Annotated in this window: 13 protein-coding genes and 1 pseudogene; 9 read left to right on the top strand and 5 right to left on the bottom strand. The window is 39.4% G+C overall.

Annotated elements, in window-relative coordinates; translation table 11 throughout:
• Positions 1 to 5: 5 nt before the first annotated feature.
• From rnc to HMPREF1019_RS08655, 3 genes are read right to left on the bottom strand one after another with little or no spacing between them, the layout of a single operon-like run.
• Entirely contained in the window at positions 6 to 677 is a 672-nt protein-coding gene (rnc, locus tag HMPREF1019_RS08665) for a ribonuclease III (RefSeq protein ID WP_009295334.1), read from the bottom strand.
• Positions 674 to 1,108, bottom strand: a complete 435-nt coding sequence (rnhA, locus tag HMPREF1019_RS08660; RefSeq protein WP_009295333.1) for a ribonuclease HI — start codon at positions 1,106 to 1,108, stop codon at positions 674 to 676. Before rnhA ends, rnc begins: the two co-directional genes overlap by 4 nt.
• The gene (locus HMPREF1019_RS08655) at positions 1,086 to 2,111 is read right to left on the bottom strand and encodes a tetratricopeptide repeat protein (protein ID WP_009295332.1); all 1,026 of its coding nucleotides are present in this window, start codon (positions 2,109 to 2,111) and stop codon (positions 1,086 to 1,088) included. The genes rnhA and HMPREF1019_RS08655 overlap by 23 nt, the downstream gene beginning before the upstream one ends.
• A gap of 61 nt (positions 2,112 to 2,172) precedes the next feature.
• On the opposite strand from HMPREF1019_RS08655, the gene dnaG reads away from it, so the two are divergent.
• The 9 genes and pseudogenes from dnaG to HMPREF1019_RS08610 all read left to right on the top strand — a co-directional run bounded on the left by dnaG (position 2,173) and on the right by HMPREF1019_RS08610 (position 12,310).
• Positions 2,173 to 3,885, top strand: a complete 1,713-nt coding sequence (gene dnaG, locus HMPREF1019_RS08650; RefSeq protein ID WP_009295331.1) for a DNA primase — start codon at positions 2,173 to 2,175, stop codon at positions 3,883 to 3,885.
• Between the two features lie 98 nt (positions 3,886 to 3,983).
• The gene (locus tag HMPREF1019_RS08645) at positions 3,984 to 5,222 is read left to right on the top strand and encodes a M20 family metallo-hydrolase (RefSeq protein WP_009295330.1); all 1,239 of its coding nucleotides are present in this window, start codon (positions 3,984 to 3,986) and stop codon (positions 5,220 to 5,222) included.
• Between the two features lie 2 nt (positions 5,223 to 5,224).
• On the top strand, positions 5,225 to 6,544 hold the full coding sequence (locus HMPREF1019_RS08640; protein ID WP_009295329.1) for an amidohydrolase: 1,320 nt from the start codon (positions 5,225 to 5,227) through the stop codon (positions 6,542 to 6,544).
• Positions 6,541 to 7,239, top strand: coding sequence for a dipeptidase PepE (gene pepE / locus HMPREF1019_RS08635; RefSeq protein ID WP_009295328.1), 699 nt, complete (start codon positions 6,541 to 6,543; stop codon positions 7,237 to 7,239). The genes HMPREF1019_RS08640 and pepE overlap by 4 nt, the downstream gene beginning before the upstream one ends.
• Before the next feature lie 14 nt (positions 7,240 to 7,253).
• Positions 7,254 to 8,564, top strand: a complete 1,311-nt coding sequence (gene dcuC / locus HMPREF1019_RS08630) for a C4-dicarboxylate transporter DcuC (RefSeq protein WP_009295327.1) — start codon at positions 7,254 to 7,256, stop codon at positions 8,562 to 8,564.
• A gap of 9 nt (positions 8,565 to 8,573) precedes the next feature.
• Positions 8,574 to 9,797, top strand: coding sequence for a peptidase T (gene pepT, locus HMPREF1019_RS08625; protein ID WP_009295326.1), 1,224 nt, complete (start codon positions 8,574 to 8,576; stop codon positions 9,795 to 9,797).
• A 59-nt stretch (positions 9,798 to 9,856) separates the two neighbouring features.
• Entirely contained in the window at positions 9,857 to 10,846 is a 990-nt protein-coding gene (locus HMPREF1019_RS08620) for an argininosuccinate synthase domain-containing protein (protein WP_009295325.1), read from the top strand.
• 135 nt (positions 10,847 to 10,981) lie between these two features.
• Positions 10,982 to 11,970 (top strand): annotated as a pseudogene (locus tag HMPREF1019_RS10680) (ABC transporter substrate-binding protein).
• An 88-nt stretch (positions 11,971 to 12,058) separates the two neighbouring features.
• Positions 12,059 to 12,310, top strand: coding sequence for a type II toxin-antitoxin system Phd/YefM family antitoxin (locus tag HMPREF1019_RS08610; protein WP_009295321.1), 252 nt, complete (start codon positions 12,059 to 12,061; stop codon positions 12,308 to 12,310).
• Between the two features lie 2,234 nt (positions 12,311 to 14,544).
• Here the strand turns inward: HMPREF1019_RS08610 and HMPREF1019_RS08600 are convergent.
• Together HMPREF1019_RS08600 and HMPREF1019_RS08595 are read right to left on the bottom strand one after the other, a co-directional pair.
• Positions 14,545 to 17,754 (bottom strand): retention module-containing protein, encoded by a 3,210-nt coding sequence (locus tag HMPREF1019_RS08600; protein WP_009295319.1) that lies wholly within the window; start codon positions 17,752 to 17,754, stop codon positions 14,545 to 14,547.
• Positions 17,755 to 18,137: 383 nt separating this feature from the next.
• Positions 18,138 to 18,341 (bottom strand): hypothetical protein, encoded by a 204-nt coding sequence (locus tag HMPREF1019_RS08595; protein WP_009295318.1) that lies wholly within the window; start codon positions 18,339 to 18,341, stop codon positions 18,138 to 18,140.
• Between the last annotated feature and the right edge of the window lie 261 nt (positions 18,342 to 18,602).

The following is an 18,602-nucleotide window of genomic DNA, read 5'->3' as shown; positions in this document are numbered from 1 at the left end:
TTATCCTATTTTTTGATTTTTTCTAGTGCAATTTTTGCTGCGAGCTGTTGGGCTTGCTTTTTCGAGCTTCCAACGGCACGTGAAATTTCCTTGCCATTTAGCAGCAAGGCTATCTCAAATTCTTTCTTGTGATCAGGGCCAAAAGAGCTTATAAGCTCGTACGTTGGTATGACGCCAAGGTTTGCTTGAGTGACCTCTTGAAGGGCTGTTTTGTAGTCCTTTTCAAGGTGCGCAAAGTCGATCTTTGGGTAGCAAAGCTCAAGCAGGCTAATAGAAATTTCTCTAACTTTATCAAGTCCAGCCTCAAGGTAGATAGCGCCCATCACCGCTTCAAACGCGTCACTTAAAATGCTATCTTTCTCTCTACCACCGTTATTTTCTTCAGCTTGGCTAAGCCTTAAAAACTCGCCCATTTTTAGCCGTCTAGACATATTTGCAAAGCTTTTTTCATTGACAAGCGCGGCGCGAAGTTTGCTCATATCGCCCTCTGCGATCTTGCTAAATTTCTTAAAAAGATACTCAGCCACGAGCAGATCCATCACCGCATCGCCCAAAAACTCGAGCCTTTCGTTATTTAACGCTTGCTTAGTGCTCTTATGCGTTAGCGCCTCTTCTAAAAGCTCACTTTGTTTAAATTTATACCCAAGATTACGTTCAAATTCTTCTAAATTTTTCATATCTTATTCTCATCTTTTATTTTTAATGCCTCATCCCTTGCCATCTGGTCGCACTCCTCGTTTTCAGGGTGTCCAGCGTGCCCCTTGACCCAGTTAGCCACGACTTTATGCGGCTTTGAAATCTCTAAATACTCCTGCCAAAGCTCGACATTTTTTACATTTTTAAAATTTCTCTTTTGCCAGTTTGCAAGCCACTCATTTATGCTATTTACCACGTATGAGCTATCGGTTATTAGCCTTACTTCGCAGGGCTCTTTTAGCGCTTTTAGCCCCATTATCGCAGCTTTTAGCTCCATTTGATTATTTGTCGTATATGCCTCGCCGCCACTTGCTTTTTTCTGCGCTTCGTTAAATCTCAATATATAAGCCCAGCCGCCAGCTCCAGGGTTTCCAAGGCATGAACCATCACTAAAAAGTGTTACTATCTTCACTTGCTTTTTCTGTGATGTGGGATAAAATTTTGACGCTACCTAACTCGTGACAGACCGGACAGCGGTAAAAGTGCATAGGAAATGAGTTTTTACAGTTTTTGCAAATGTAGTTAAAGCTTAGCCCAGCTGCGTCAAATTTAGCGTCCTTTAGCCTTTTTATGACATTTAGCTCAAAGCCGTAAATTTCGCATGGACTTTCTATATCGCCCTTTGCGTAAAAGAGTGATTTATATTTTGGATCGCTTAAATTTATAGGTGTTTTTAGGTTGTAAAGTAGATCAAGCACATCTTCAAATTTGGCAAAATCTTTTAAATTTTCTAAATTTTCATTGTGTCTTATGAAAAGGGCTAAGATCATGCGCTTTAAGAGCTCAAAATTTTGGCTAAGGTGCGAGAGAATTTCTACCTTTTCGTTAAAGCTTAAATTTCTATCATCAAGCGTGCTGATCGCCTTTATATAGGCCTTTTGATCTTTTACATTTGTCCCTAGCTCTTCAAGCGAATTTAGCGCGTAAAGGGCTTCTTTGTAGTTTTTAAGCTTCTCATCTATCATCGTTAAAAAGCGAAGTGCGAGGACATTTCTAGGGCTTAGCTCAAGCGCTTTTTCAAAGATTTCACTAGCTTTTTTTAAAAATCCAGCCTTAAAATAGACCTCTCCAAGCTCGTTTAGGATAAATTCCTTCTCGTTTTTATCTTTTACCTTTTCAAGTGCGATGAGATAGACGCCGATTGATTTTTCAAAGTCGCCATTTTTAGCAAAGGTCTGACCTAGCATGCTAAGGCTTGGTATATCTACTTCTGGGCTTTTTAGCATCTGCTTGTGCTCGTCGCTTATGCCATCTTTGCTGTCAAATTTCTTTATAAATTTCTCGATGCGTTTTTTCTCATCTTTGCTAGAAAATATGCCCCAAGCGTAGCTTAAAGCTGCGATCATTAAGATGATACTAAATAGAATAATAAGGCTAAATATCGGATCTCTGTGTCCAATGAAAAAAATATCCACGCTTATACTTTGTAATAAAATTTTACTTTAATTATAACAAAGCAGTTGTATAATTCTGCTTATGATAGATCCAAAATCCATTGAAAAGTTAAAAAACCAAATAGACATTGTTAATATCATCGAGCAGTATATCCCTGTCAAAAAGATGGGCTCAAGCTACAAGTGTGTCTGTCCGTTTCACGACGACAAAAACCCAAGCATGAGCATAAATCAAAACAAGCAGATGTATCACTGCTTTGCCTGCAAAGCTGGCGGAGATGCGGTTAAATTTGTGATGGATTATGAAAAGCTTACCTACCCAGAGGCGATAGAAAAGATCGCTCAAATTTCAAATTTCAGCCTTGAATACACAAACGACAAGGTGCCAACGCAAAAAGAAAATAAGCACATTTTAGAAAAGGTAAATGCCTTTTATAGAAGTGAGTTTTACAAAAACGAAGCGGCCGTTAGATATATCAAGTCGCGCGGCATAAATGATGCGATGATAGAGAAATTTGAGCTTGGCTGGGCTGGGGATAGTAAAAGCACCATTAGGCTTTTTCAAAATGAAAACATAGAGCCTAAAGAGGCGCTTGAAGTTGGCATCGTAAAGCAAAATGAGAAGGGAATTTACGCTAGTTTCATCGAGCGCGTAACATTTCCTATCTACTCGCACACGACAAGACTTGTTGGCTTTGGCGGTAGGACGATCTCAGATCACCCTGCAAAATATGTAAATTCTCCTCAAAGTGTGGTATTTGACAAGTCAAAGTTGCTCTATGGCTACCACCTAGCTAGACAAAGCATCTTTGAGAAAAATCAGATAATAATAACAGAGGGCTATTTAGACGTCATCATGCTTCACTACGCTGGTTTTACAAACGCTGTTGCAGTGCTAGGAACTGCACTTACTACAAGCCACTTGCCACTTTTAAAAAGGGGCGAGATAAGCGTGGTGCTTTGCTTTGACGGAGATGGCGCTGGTATAAATGCAGCCATAAAGTCAGCTCACCTGCTAAGTATAAATAAGATAGATACAAAAGTAGTCATCATAAGTAACGGCGCAGATCCCGCTGATATGGTCTTTGCAGGCAAGATAAAGGAGCTTAGCGAGCTCTTTGGCTCTGGCGAGGACGCGGTGAAATTTTATATAGAAAAGATCATGCAAAAGTATGACATAACCCGCTCAATGCAAAGAGATAACTGCCTAAGCGAGATAAAAGCCTATATGGACGAGCTTGGAGATGAGATAGCAAGCTCGTATGTGACTGAGGTAGCGGCAAGATTTAACCTCACTCCACAAAGCGTGGCAGATAGGTTTGGGTTAAAGCAGAAGCCAAAAAATGAAGCTAAATTTAAAAGAGAGTTTAGAAAAAAAGATAAAGATGAATTTAGCAACTCTGTCATGGTAGATGAGGTGCCAGCTGTGATGAACAAAGACCCGCTTGAGTTTGCACTTTTTAAAACCATGCTAAATAACCCAAACTACAGAGATGAGATACTCTCAAAGCTTGGAGCTAGATACTTTATAAAGCATCCTGAGTATCTAAACGCCATCCTTTATAGATACGACGTGAGCGATGAGCAGATGGTTAGAGAAATTTTAATGGATGAAAATATCCACGAGATCATCGATGCAACCACTTTGCAAAAGGCTATTTTAAATATGCAAATCGCCTTTTACGAGAACGAACAGCAAATTTTAAAAGGCTCAGACAACCCAAATAAGATAGAAATTTTGGAAAAACTGCTATTTATCATCAAAGATCTAAAGACTCAGCTTTATAAAATTTAAAAACTCACACTTTTTCAGCTTCAAATCATAAAACAAAATGTAAAATGCTTAAAGTAATAAATCTTTTTAAGATTGGCTTTATATTTTAAGGATTTATGATGATAGACGCTAAAAGATTTGAGAGAAATTTTAACGCTATAAGCGAGTTTGGAGCGCTAAAAGGTGGAGGGCTAACAAGGCTAGCCTTTAGCAAAGAGGACCTTGAAGCAAGAAAATTTCTTATAAATTTGATAGAAAAAAATGGCTTTAAACTTAAAATTGACAATGTCGGCAACATCTTCGCCATCTATGATGATGGCTGCGAGGTGGGAGCAAAGCCAGTTTGCGTGGGTTCTCACATAGATAGCGTGCCAAATGGCGGCTTTTATGACGGCACACTTGGCGTCATGGCTGGTCTTGAGGCACTAAGCTCTATAAAAGAGGCTGGCATCAAGCTAAAGCGTCCGCTTTGGCTCATAAATTTTAGCTGTGAGGAGTCAAGCCGCTTTAAGACAGCTACTATCGGCAGCAAGATAATAAGCGGCAAACTAAGCCAGCAAAGGCTTCATGAGCTAAAAGATGAAGATGGCATCTCGCTTTTTGAGGCGATGAGCGCGGCTGGATTTAAACCACAAAATTTAGATGAAGCCATCCTAAAAGAAAACTCCCTACACGCATACTTAGAGCTTCACATCGAGCAAGGTCCAGTGCTTGAGCGAAGCGGCATAAGCGTTGGCGTGGTAAGCGGGATCGCAGCTCCAATTAGATTTGAGATCACAATACAGGGCAAGGCTGATCACAGCGGTGCAACTCCTATGAATATGCGCAGTGACGCCCTGCTTGCCGCTTCACACATCATAATCGCTGCAAATAAATTTGCCAAAAACAAAAAAACAGCTGTCGCAACCGTTGGCTACGTGCATGCAAAACCAGGCGTTTTAAATGTCGTGCCAGGAGAGGCAAGGCTTGGCGTTGATCTAAGAGATATCGATAAGGCGAGCTTAGAGGAGTTAAATTTAGAGCTTAGAAATTTTGTGGGTGAGCTAAGCCGTGAGCTTAAATTTAGCTACGAGACAAGAGAGCTAAGTAGCGACGAGCCAGTAAAACTAAGCGAACACGCCATAAATTTACTTGAAGATGAAGCCAAAAAGCTTGGCATAAAAACGCTTACTTTGCCAAGTGGGGCTGGGCATGATGCGATGAATTTAACAAAGCTTGCAAGTAGCGTTGGCATGCTATTTATCCCTTGCGTGGATGGTATCAGCCACAACACCAAAGAGGCGATAAATTTCAAAGACGCAGTAGCTGCAACTAAAATTTTAACAAACGCACTAATAAGACTTTCAAACGAGGAGTAGTCATGGACAAAATAGCAAATTTAGCACTATCTTTAAAAGAGGATATGATCAAAGATCGCAGATACTTTCACTCGCACCCAGAAACTGGCTGGTTTACCTTTTTTACGACTGCGGTTTTGGCAAAAAGGCTTAGTGAGCTAGGATATGAGGTGAAGCTTGGCGAAGAGGTCGTAAAGAGCGATGCAAGGCTTGGAGTTGGTAGCAAGGAGCAGTGCCAAAAGGCTATCGAGCGGGCAAAAAGCCTTTTAAATCCTGATGAAGCAAAATACCTTGAATGCATGAAAGACGGCCTAACTGGGCTGACAGCCTTCATCGACACAAAAAGACCTGGTAAATTTAGTGCATTTAGATTTGACATTGATAGCGTTGATGTGACAGAGAGCGCAGAGGCTACTCATAGACCTTGCAAAGAGGGCTTTGGCTCAGACATCGCTGGTATCACGCACGCTTGTGGGCACGATGGACACATGGCGATGGGTCTAGCGCTTGCAAAGCTGATCGCTAAAAATTTAGACGATTTTAACGGTAAATTTAAATTTATATTTCAAACTGCAGAAGAGGGCACAAGAGGCGCTGTGGCTATGGAGGCTGCTGGGGTGCTTGATGGGGTTGAGTACCTACTTGGCGGACACATCGGCTTTCAAGCAGAAACAAATGGTGGCATAGTTTGTGGCACAAACAAACTGCTTGCAACTTCTAAATTTGACGTGCATATCACTGGCCGTTCAGCTCACGCAGCAGGAGCGCCGCAAGAGGGTGCAAACGCTCTTTTAGCCGCTGCTCAAATGGCTCTAAACATGCATGGCATCACAAGGCACGCAAAGGGTGTGACTAGGATAAATGTGGGCGTTTTAAGAGCAGGCGAGGGCAGAAACGTCATAGCACCAAACGGCTATCTAGCCTGCGAAACAAGGGGTGAGGATACAAATTTAAATGAGTTTATGTATAAAAAATGCATGGATATCGTAAAAGGTGTGAGTGAAATTTACGGCGTCAATAGCAAAGTCGTGATGACTGGTGGCACAAGCGGGGCAAATAGCGACAAAGAGGTAACTGAAATTTTCTATGAAGCAGCAAAGCAAAGTCCATTTATAGATGATGATAAGATCGTTAAAGAGCTTGACTTCGGCGCTTGCGAGGACTTCGCTCACTTTATGAGAGCTTTGCAAGATAGGGGCGCAAAGAGTGGATATATGATGATCGGTACAAATTTAAAAGCAGGTCATCACAACAGCAAATTTGACTTTGACGAGGAGTGCTTGGTCGCTGGGGTTGATATCTATCTAAGGGCTGCTTATAAATTAAATGGAGTGAATAAATGAAAAACGCTTTACTAATCAGCGCTTCAAGCTACCAAGATACTGGCTACTTGAGACACTGCAAAAACTGGGTTAAGGACTTCTTGGGTGAGAGTGGCAAGGAGGAGATTTTATTTATCCCTTACGCTGGAGTTAGACGAAGTAATGACGAATACGAGCAAAAGGTGATCGACCGCCTAAAAAATAAAAATATAAAGTCGATCCACCACTACGAGGATAAAATTTCAGCTATCAAAAACGCTAACAGTATCGCAGTTGGCGGCGGTAATACCTTTATGCTTCTTTACACGCTTTATAAGCTAAATTTGATAGAGCCTATAAAAGAGGCTGTGGCAAATGGCGCAAAATACTTTGGCTGGTCAGCTGGCGCAAACATCGCTGGCAAGACGATGATGACGACAAATGATATGCCTATCATCATGCCAAAGTCCTTTGATAGCCTAAATATCTTCCCATATCAGATCAACCCGCACTTCATAAGCGGCAAACTAGCAGGTCATAACGGCGAGAGCAGGGAGGAGAGGTTGGAGGAATTTTTAATAGCTAATCCAAAAGAGACTATCTATGCTTTGCCTGAGGGGACGGCTTTGCTTATAACGGACAATGAAGCTGAGGTCATAGGACACAGCGAAATTTTAAAATTTGAGTATCAAAAAGAGATAGAAAAAATAGAAGTTGGAACTAAATTTAAAATCTAAACAAGGAGAGAGGTATGGAATCATTCAAGCTAATTGCTGCCATTCTTGGCATCGTTGCAGTTGTAGCACTTCTAGTCTTAAAAAAAGAGACAAGAACGGTGCTAATAGGTGTTGGTTTGGTGCTTTGTTTAATCGCACTAAAACCGATGGGGGCACTAAGTGCTTTTACTGACTATATGACTAAAGCAGGGCTTATAAAAGCTATTTGTGCTAGTATGGGTTTTGCTTTTGTTATGAAATATACAATGTGCGATAAGCACCTTGTTGCGCTTCTTACAAAGCCACTTAAAAACGTGGGATTTATCTTGATCCCTGTAACAACCGTGCTAACTTACTTTATAAATATCGCCATCCCTTCAGCTGCTGGCTGCTCTGCTGCTGTTGGTGCGACGCTTATACCACTTCTAATGGCATCAGGAGTTCGCCCTGCTATGGCTGGTGCGGCTGTTTTTGCAGGTACATTTGGCTCAGTTCTAAGCCCAGGCTCTGCGCACAACATATATGTGGCTGACCTTGTTAAAAAGACAGTTGAGGGCTACACAGTTCAAGATATCATAAAAGTGCAAATTCCTAGCGCATTTACAGCTCTTGTTATCGTAGTTGTCATGCTAACTATTGTCGTAATATTATTTAAAGACTATCAAAAAGGTACAAATTTCACTCTTGAAAATGGCGCTACTAGCGAAGAGAAGTCAGCGTTTAAAGTAAATTTGATCTACGCTCTTATGCCAATTGTCCCACTTGTGATCTTAGTTATCGGCGGAACAAGCCTAGCAAAAGACTATAGCTTTTTGGCATGGACAAAGATGGGCGTTGCTGAAGCGATGATACTTGGTGCTGTCATAGCTATCTTTGCTACGCTTACAAACCCACAAAAGATCACAAAAGAGTTCTTTAACGGCATGGGTCACGCTTACGCTGATGTTATCGGTATCATCATCGCAGCTGGCGTTTTTGTCGCAGGTCTAAAGGCGTGTGGAGCTGTTGATGTGGTCATCGCATGGCTAAAAACTGATCAAAGCTACGTTAAATTTGGCGGAACATTTGTGCCATTTATCATGGGTATAGTCACAGGTTCAGGCGACGCTGCTACATTTGCATTTAACGAAGCTGTCACAACAAATGCTGCTGCTCTTGGCTTTGAGCAAGATAAGCTTGGTATGGCTGCGGCAATCGCAGGCTCACTTGGACGTTCAGCTTCTCCGATCGCTGGTGCTGCTATCGTTTGTGCGGGCATTGCTATGGTTAGCCCAGTCGAGCTTGCAAAAAGGACGTTTTTAGGCATGTTTCTCTCTGTTGTGGCGATCGCATTTTTCGTCATCTAAGGATGAAAGATGGATATCGTAGAGAGATTTATAAACTATACGAAATTTAACACCACGACAAATAAAGAGAATGGATTAAAAGGCATCATGCCTTCTAATCCAACCGAGTATGAGCTGGCCAAATTTCTAAAAGATGAGCTTAGCTCGCTTGGTATAAAAGATATCATCTTGCAAGATAGTGCTATCTTGATAGCAAAGATCCCTGCAAACTGCGAAAACGCTCCAAGTATCGCCTTTTTTGCGCACTTGGATACAAGTAGCGAGCAAAAAAATGACACAAAAGCTAAGATAGTAAGATACACAGGCGGCGACATCTGCCTAAACGAAGAGCAGGGAATTTACCTTAAATTTAGCGACAATCCAGAGCTTAAAAAATACGTTGGCGACGACATAGTCGTGACTGACGGCACTAGCTTGCTTGGCGCTGATGATAAGGCGGCGATCGCTAGTATCGTAAATATGGCTAACTTTTTCATGCAAAATCCTGATGTAAAGCATGGCAAGATCGTGATCTGCTTCGTGCCTGATGAGGAGCAGGGCTTGCTTGGTGCAAAGGCGCTTGATGTAAATTTGCTAGGAGCCAACTTTGGCTACTGCTTAGACTGCTGCGAGATAGGCGAGCTAATATATGAAAACTGGAACGCAGCTGACTGCACGATGGTCTTTAAAGGCGTTTCGGCTCACCCGATGAACGCAAAAGGCAAGCTTGTAAATTCGCTACTTCTTGCGCATAAATTTATCTCGCTTTTGCCAGGTGGCGAAGTGCCAGAGTGCACCGAGGGCAAAGAGGGCTATTTTTGGGTGAAAGAGCTTAGCGGAAACAGCGCAAAAACGACGCTCAAGATCGACATTAGAGAATTTGACGAGGCGAAATTTCAAAAAAGGCTTGAGTTTTTAAGTGACATGGCAAATTCTTTTAATAAAATTTATGGGGATCGTTGCGAGATCACGCTAAAAACACGATATGAAAATGTCTTTAAGTTCTTAAAAGATGAAAACTCACTTCCTATAAAACTGGCAAAAGATGCCTTTAGCGAGCTAAATATCACGCCAAACATAAAGCCGATGCGTGGCGGATACGACGGTGCTGCGATCTCTGCAAAGGGCGTGCCAACGCTAAATTTATTCACAGGTGGAAATAACTTTCACTCTATCTTCGAGTACTTGCCAGTTAGCAGCCTAAAAGCCGCAAGCGAAGTCATTAAAAAAATCGTAATTAACGCTGCTAAATAAACTTCATAAAAGCCTAGATTTAGTAAATTTAGGCTTTAAATTTTACTTTCAGGACAAAAATGAAGGCTTTAGCTTTGTTTAGCGGAGGGCTTGATAGCATGCTCTCTATGAAAATAATAAGCGATCAAAACATCGAAGTGGTCGCACTTTATATGGATACTGGATTTGGCGTGGATGAGGAGAAGCACGAAGTTTTAAGGCGCCGTGCAGCCTTGGCTGGGGCTAGCCTAAAGGTGGTTGATATGAGAAACGAGTATCTTCGTGATGTGCTTTTTAACCCAAAATACGGCTACGGCAAGCAGTTTAACCCTTGCATCGACTGCCACGGATATATGTTTAAAACCGCTCTTAATATGCTAAAAAGCGAAAATGCAAATTTTATAATCACAGGCGAAGTCGTAGGACAAAGACCGATGAGCCAGCGCAGAGACGCACTCTTTCAGGTTAAGCGCCTAGCTGATGACGAGGACGATCTAGTGCTTCGTCCGATGTGTGCTAAGCTCTTGCCACCAACTAAACCAGAGCGCGAGGGCTGGGTCGATAGAGAGAAGCTACTTGACATAAGCGGGCGCGATAGAAAGCCACAACTTGCTTTAGCAAAGAAATTTAGCTTTGAGGACTTTGCAACGCCTGGAGGTGGGTGTTTGCTAACGATCGAGAGCTTTGCAGTAAAGATAAAAGACTACTTGAAATTTGACAAAGAGATGCGAGATATCGACGTTACGTGGCTAAAACTTGGTAGGCATCTGCGCTTGGTAGATGGCGCAAAAATGATAATAGGGCGTGATGAGGGCGATAATAACGCACTTTTGGCCCATCCAAATGATAAATTTGAGCAGGTTAAATTTAAAGAGAGCGATGACATCGTGGGAGCTGTTAGCTTCATAAGCAAAAACGCTAGCAAAGCCGACAAAGAGCTTGCTGCAAGGCTCGCACTAGCTTATACAAAAGCTAGCAAAGAAGATGAATTTGAAGTTAGCATCGCTAATGAAAAATTTATCATCAAACCTGAAGATAAAAAGCTAGCACAAGAGTTTTTTGTGAAGTAAATTTATACACTTAAAACACCATTTTTTTAAAATTAGAAAAATATATTTTAAAAATATTTGATACTAAGCTAAGCATATATAATATTACATATAAAATATAAAAAAATATATTTAATAAATTTAAAAAGAAAGAAAATGAAAAGAATTTTCATCGCTTTTTTGTCGCTGCTAATGGCATCTATGCTAAATGCTGCCCAGCTTAGAGAGATCAAAGATATCTCTGGTGACATCGTCAAAGTCCCTGTAAATGTGGAAAAGATCGCCATATTTTGGTATGCGAACAACCAGATCGTTTTGATGATAGGCGGGGCTGATAAGATAGTAGCGACGACTGATCTTATCAAAAATAATAAGTGGTTTGCACATATATATCCTAGAATTTCAAGCATACCAAACGGCGTAAATGGCAAGAGTTTGCAGGCTGAAGAGCTAGTCAAGCTAAATCCTGACATCGTCATAGCTGCAGATAAAAACAACAAATAAGAGCTACTTAAAAACGGCTTTACCGTGCTTTATCCGTCATTTACAAATCATGCTGATATGAAAAAGAGCATATCCATCATGGCTGAAGTCATAGGTGGCGATGCGCCAAAGATAGCTAATAAATTTAATGAGTATTTTGACGGCAACCTCAAAAGAGTAGACCAAAAGTGCTTCACATAGCTGATGGCAAGAATTTGCTTAAGGTTGATGGCACAAATACGATCATAGATGAGTGGATAAGAGTTGCAGGTGATCAAAATGCAGTTTCAAAAGCTGGAAATATGCTAGAGCTTAATGCCGAAGAGATCATAAATATAAACCCAGACGTGATCATCATAGGTAGAGCCAAAGCACCAGAAATTTTAAAAAAACTATATGAAAATCAAGTCTATGTCGGCACAAACGCTGTCAAAAACAAAAAAGTCTATGTAAATCCAGCTGGCGTCTTTAGTTGGGATAGATACGGCGCTGAGGGGGCTTTGCAAATTTTATGGGCGGCAAAGACCTTGCATCCTGAGCTTTTTAAAGATGTGGATATAGCGGCTGAGACAAAGAAATTTTATAAAGAGTTTTTACACTACGACCTAAGCGACAAAGAGGTTGGCTACATCCTAAATGGCTTAGACCCAGAGGGTAAATAGAATATAGTTAGTATAGTTACAATGTCGGAGCTTTTTGGTTATTTTTATAATTTTTAGTATTATTTTAGGTATTAAATAAAGGATAAAAATGCAAACCATACAAGCAAATTTTACAGCTAGCATAAGCGAGCTAAAAAAGTCTCCAGCTCAAATTTTAAAACAAGCTGGAGATAATGTCGTAGCTATACTAAACCACAATGTCCCTAGCGCATATCTAGTGCCTAGTGCTGTCTATGAAAAAATGGCAGAGATAATAGAAGAGTATCATCTAAGTAAAGCTGTGGATGCTGCTCTAGCAAGTGGTGAAAAACCAGTAAAAGTAAGTCTAGATGAGCTATGAGTTAGAATTTTGTTAAGCGTAAAAAAGACTTTATAAAAAATTTTAAAATATTTGCTATCCAATCTTTTAATAATAGAAAATTTGATAATAAGTAAAGGGCAAATTTATCGAAAGCATTTTGTAAAAATTTAAAAAAAATTGTACTATATTTACTTAATAAAAGTAATGAGACTTTGAATGGCATGCTAAAATTTTATCTAATAGTCTAGATGAAGCCATAGATCAAGATGACAAAGCCAGCATAGCTCAAACCCTGCAATATACTTTGCTTTAGTATAAATAGAGATGATGGTAAGAGCACCAAAATATAAACTCCGATTTTAGGTGGGATATTTTGATGCTAACCGACATCGCGACCAGAAGTGTTAACTCGGCTGAAATTCTACTAAGTATCCTAATCACACTTATAGGAGCTCCCATGATCGGCTTCATTTTAGTTAAAAATGGTAAAAGATGGTCTTAAGCATAGAAAATTTAAGCTTTTCTTACAAATTTTACAAAATTTGAGCCTTAACCTAAATAGTGGCGAAACGCTTGTGATTTTGGATCCAAACGGCATAGGCAAATTTACGTTTTAAAGGTTATTTTAGGGATTTTAAAAGCAAAAGACGGTCAAATCTTGATTTGATGGCCGCGATCATACCCCCTCTTGGTAGTCAAGAGCGCACCAAGCTCGTATAATGCGTGCTCCAAAGCGATAGCTTTAAGTTAAAAGATCTGATTTTAATGGGCGTAAACGCAAACGTCGGTATGTCTCAAGGCTGAGTGCGGAGGATAGTGAGTTGGCCGAGGAAGCTGTACGGATAACAGTCGTTAGTGAGTAATTAAATTTAAACGTAGATGAGCTAAGCGGTGGCATGGTGCAACTAGCACTTATAGCTCGCTTGTACTACTGTCCAAAATTCTCGTCATGGACGAGACTACGTCATGCCTTGATGTCTTTCATTAAAACGCTATTTTAAGCCTAATCAAAAGGTTTAATAGTAAACAAAAAACCTGCGTGATCTTTACCTCGCATTATCCAGATCATGCTTTTGCGGCGGCATATAAAACCTTGCTTTTAAATTATCTCTTAGGATATGAATTTAGTGTGTTAGGCATCGATTTTATAAGTTTAAACATTGAGGATAAAAGGAGGTTACTGGCTAGGTGAAATATTGACTAATTATAGAGTGCTTAGATTTTTATTCAGTCATAATCCATAAAAGCTATTTATTTGATATTTGTAAATTTGCTTAATTATTTCATATTGAAATAATCTTATCATTTATTGTAGGAAATTTATAAAAAATAAAATAAGTCTTTTCGTATAGATTAAAAAGATAAACAATTATAAAAATTTAATGATAAAAAAGAATATCCCAAAGAAATTTTACTTTGGGATTAAAGCGTTTGGTTGAATTTTTAAAGATCAATTTGTACTGCTGCGTCTTTAATTTCTAAGGTTATGGTGTGACTTTCTTCTGTTTTTGTATAGATATAATAGCCTTCATCATTAGGTGTAGAAGCCTTATCCCATCTACCTTGTTAAGATCTACACTATCATCGGCGATTTTTAACGTATCATATACACTAAATTTAAATATCTATTTATTATCGACCTTATCAGAACCAAAGACTGTAGGTACTTCGTAGTCTAAGTATTTGGTTTTAGACTAAGCCATCTGGTAAAACGTCTTTAAATACTATTATTGGTAAAAATTTATATTAGAATTGATAAAAACAAGATCAATATATGAAGATAAAATTTTCGACGAGTTTTTAAGCTCGCCGCAAAGACTTCTTAGAATTCGGTATGAATTTTTTGGTCCACCTCTATTTTAACGGTATACCCATTGATTACGTATATACTTTCGTAAGTAAGATAAATTTTATCTCTCCTTCTCTGGCATATTTCGGTAGATATAGTATTACATTCTTCATTAGTCATAATATTTTTATTGTTCTTGATTAATATTTATGTCTTCAAGGAGCTTACCTTATCGTACCGTTATATTGTGTATGAGACAAGCAATAAAAATTTAGAGTTATTTATTTTTCTTCAACTAAACAAAAACGATCAAATTGTAGATTAATATTAAATAAAATAAACGCTGAAAATATAGAAATCGCTAAAATTTATCTTGACTTTTGGCTAAGATAAATTTTGTATAAAAACTCGCGATTCTCATTTTTTAAGCGCCGAGTAAAGCGACCATAAATACTTTTAGTTGCTTTACCCATAAAAGGATTATTTAGATATCTGGAGTAATAGAATCATTGTCAACTTTAATTATAACCGAATAAGTGTTACCGTCGTGATCTAGCTCTGCTTTATACGTTTTATTGCTAGCATCACCGTCATTTGTAATCTCATGCCATCCGTTTTTACTACCGTTACTTTCCAATTCTACTTTATCGTCCGAACCGTATTTTATTTTTAGGGTAGATTCTAGTTCGCCTATACCGTGATCTTTCTCGGGCAAGTTTAATACATCTCCGATACCGATTTTAAGTCTAGCGTTTGATACGTTTGATATGTCTATCGAGTCGTATACGTGGTTAACGACTCCCGCATGATTTTGGCTTAAACCGTGTTCGGTTATACTAGATAAATTTATATTGCTATCCTGCGCACTATCTACTATAATGTGTCTCTTTTCCGTTCCATCGGTCATATCGTTTATGCTTTTGCCGTGTATTACGTTATCTCCACTATCTTTTTGGATATGATTTATAACTCCCTCTCCTTTAATAACCGTATCGATCGTATCGTCGCCATTACGCCAAGAAGTCTTTGTACTAAACATGGATATGGTATCGTCGCCGCTACCGTCTTGTATATTTAGGTTATTTATAGTACCTCCGCTAAACGCTTTTATGGTATCTGTTCCGCCTCCACCGTTTACGTTATCTATCTTAGAGTCTTGATACGTTCCGCTGCGTCCGCTTCCAACCACGACCTCGTTTTGTCCGTTCGCTAAATTTACGGTACCGATCTCGCCTCCATAGATTGCGCTAACAAATTGTTTACCGTTACCACTAAAGTTTATATCGCCGGTTATTTTGGCATTATCGCCCATTGCCGAAATTCTATTATTATGGCTTAAATTTAAGTCGGTCGAAATATTGCCGCCCGCAACTACTTCTATTTTAGTATCGCCGTTAAAATTAAGATTACTATCCACCGTAGTCTTGCTTACTTGAAGCTGGCTGTTTCCTTCTATATCGTTTATGCTATTTATGCGAGATCCTTTATATAGGTTGAACATATCGTCGCCTTTTCCGCCTTCGATTTGACCTCCTACGCTACCGTTATATACGTCTATTCTATCGTCGCCTTCCCTAGCATCGACCTTTCCGCGAACTATAGCGTTTTTAGTTCCGTCATGATATCCTTTTATATCTATAAAGTCTTTTCCGTGTCCACCTATAACATCTCCGTCTACTTTCGTATTTTCGCCCAAACTTATTTCTGCTCTTTGGTTTGAGGCGCTATTTGCTACGACGTTTCCTTTTATGCGAGCGTCGCTCGTACCGATCAGGACGTTACCGTCGGCGGTAAGGTTTCCGTTTACGGTAACGCTAGTTCCCGGCGTAGGTACCGCTCCGACCATAATTCTATCGTGATACCTAGAGTGATTATCTAAGATGCCGGGCACTCCGCTGTCAGACGATCTGCCCGCATTTATGTTACCGTCTACATCGGTCATTACGTTTATATAATCATTTCCGTCTCCGCCGTTGATATCGCCTACGACTTTTCCGTGACCGTCTTTTATGCCGGTACCAACAACATCTATCTTATCGTTATCCGCCCCGCCGTCTATATTACCGATAATATTAGAATTCGTTACGCTTATTGTATCTTGTCCGCTATTTCCGGTAATAGCTTCATGGCTTGATAAACCGTCGCTATTAGTAATAGTTTTGCCGTTGATAGTAGAATTATTAACGGTTATATTATCGTTTCCGGCATCGCCTGAAATATATTCCGTAATAGTAGAATTATTAACGGTAATGTTATCGGCCCCGGAACCGCCGTAAACGGCTTTTACGGTTACGCCATCTAACATAAGAGTATCGTCTCCGTCGCTACCGAATACCCTCAAATTCGCTAACGTACTAGCCGGCAATTTTAGAGTAGTTAAATTTGTAGTATGAGTCGTAGAACTATAAGCCTGGTAAGATGAAATTTGGTTACCGTTAGAATCTACCGTAATTATAGACGGCGCAGACATTGGGTTCATAGGGTCGTAAGCCGGATTGTCAATATAATGCATGCCGATACTTTTCATATAGTTATCTGCATCGGTATAGTTAGTAAAAATTTTTTGAACGCCGCCGTGGGATATGACGTGCGCGTTTTCATTGGTACTCGTAGTTAGCGTTTCGTTACCTATTTCGCCGTTTCCGACACCGAGTTTTAATCCTGTTTTTATTTTACCGATCGGCATTACGGCTACCGGTTCTCCGGCGGCATTTTTGATTAGTCCCCAACCGCTGTCGCCTATTTTTTCTATACTTTCTTCAGGAATCGACGCAGTAGCTTTTTGGAATTGATGCCCGTCTATCTCTATCGTTTTTTGTCCTATCCTAACTTGAGTTCCAAGGGTATCAAATAGTCTCGATAAATTGTTCGTATTCGTTAAATTTGCGCTATTTGAACTGTCGACGGGTTCTTTAGCGGATTTTAAATTTGCATACTCGTTAACTAAATTATCTATTTGCTCTGCCGTAAAAGCATTTTGCGTGTGGTTCGGATAAGGTTGTTTAACGTTTTCGAGAGCCGATTTCATTTGCTCTTTCATATCGTTTATCTGCGCTACGCCTTCCGCGCTATCTAGCCATGCATTGTGCATGGCCGTTCCTAAATTTGAAAAGTAGCCGTTAGAAATATCGTCGCTATAGAAAGACGAGGAGAGCTCTATGCCACCAAACAATGTCGGTCCTTCAGTTGTCACATTAGTATTTTTTATACCTAAGTCGTTTCCACCACTTACACCAAAGCTATTATCTCCACCTGCTGCTAGAGCTAAAGCATCTATAGCTTCTACATTAGCATATATGTTACTAATGTGACCACCTTCTGTAAAACTAGCAGAAGATAGACTTACGCCATTTCCACCATTTCCACCTGCTTGTGGACCACCTGCAGCAGTTTCTTCTAGAGCATTAAGATCTGTTCCTTTTAAGATGGCTTGTTGTAGAGCTGAGATATCAGCTACTGTTTCGTTATTGTTAGAGTCTTGATCTAGAGTTAAAGTGTCTTTACCTATTAAAGTTATATCTTTACCATCAGTTTGAGTTATTGTTACTTTAGAGTTAGAACCTTCTGTAACTATCTTTTCACCTTGGTATACAATATCTCCTACACTTAATTGTCTTACCTCTCCTGTTAAGTCATTAAGTGCTCTTACTATTCCTCCGCTTATGCTTTTAACTACTCCAGCTTCTTTAGGCATCATATTCTCCTTGTTCTTGAGTATGATTTATTTAAAATTGGAAGAATTATATAAATTTTAGAAGTATATGTCTATTGTACTGGAGTACGATATAAAAGATATTTATAATATAAATAAATGGCATTTTTTATGGTGTTTTATCTTTTAAATGACTTTTAGGGTTTTTGTTTTTATAGCCACTATCTTATACCAACCATGGAGATAAAAGGTGTCTTGCATCTACTTTAATTAGCTAAATATTTTATCTGAGAATTTTCTCCAGCTAAATTTGCAATAAAAAAGTAGAAAATTCTATTATAAACTAAACTTCTAAAAATAAAGGCTCCTAAAAACTTAGGTATTTTATATTACTGCTATACTTTGGATATCTCTAGAAAATTTCTCTACCCCATCTCCATCCCAGCATCATCTTTTGTAAATTTACCTCTTAGCTCTGGCATCTCATTTACTATCATCTCTTTTAGCTCAGGATTGGTGCTTGCTATTTCTAGTAAGAGACCTAAGCTTTTGTCATTAAGGTCTCTTAGCCCAGTATTTTCACTTTGAAGACTTTCGGTTTTACGTGTTAGAGATTGGTTTTCTCTCACTTTGCTCTTTATCAATGCATTTTGTTCATCTATCTTTGTTTGCTGATTGGCATGTGCTTTTACTCTATTTTTAAGATGCGTTATCTCATTATCTTGCTCAGCTTGGGTCTCTCTTAAACTATCTAGCTCTTTTTCTAGCAGCTCTTTTTCTTTTAAGACTTCTATATTTTCTTTTATATTCCTCTATGATCTTGTTTTGTTCTGTTACTTGCTCATCAAGAAGCTCTGCCTTTTCTTTTAGCTGTTCGTCTGATGTGATGG

The organism is Campylobacter sp. 10_1_50, from assembly GCF_000238755.1.
Lineage (GTDB): Bacteria > Campylobacterota > Campylobacteria > Campylobacterales > Campylobacteraceae > Campylobacter_A > Campylobacter_A concisus_R.
Note: the sequence above shows the minus strand (reverse complement) of the source record. Positions and strands in the feature narration are given on the sequence as shown.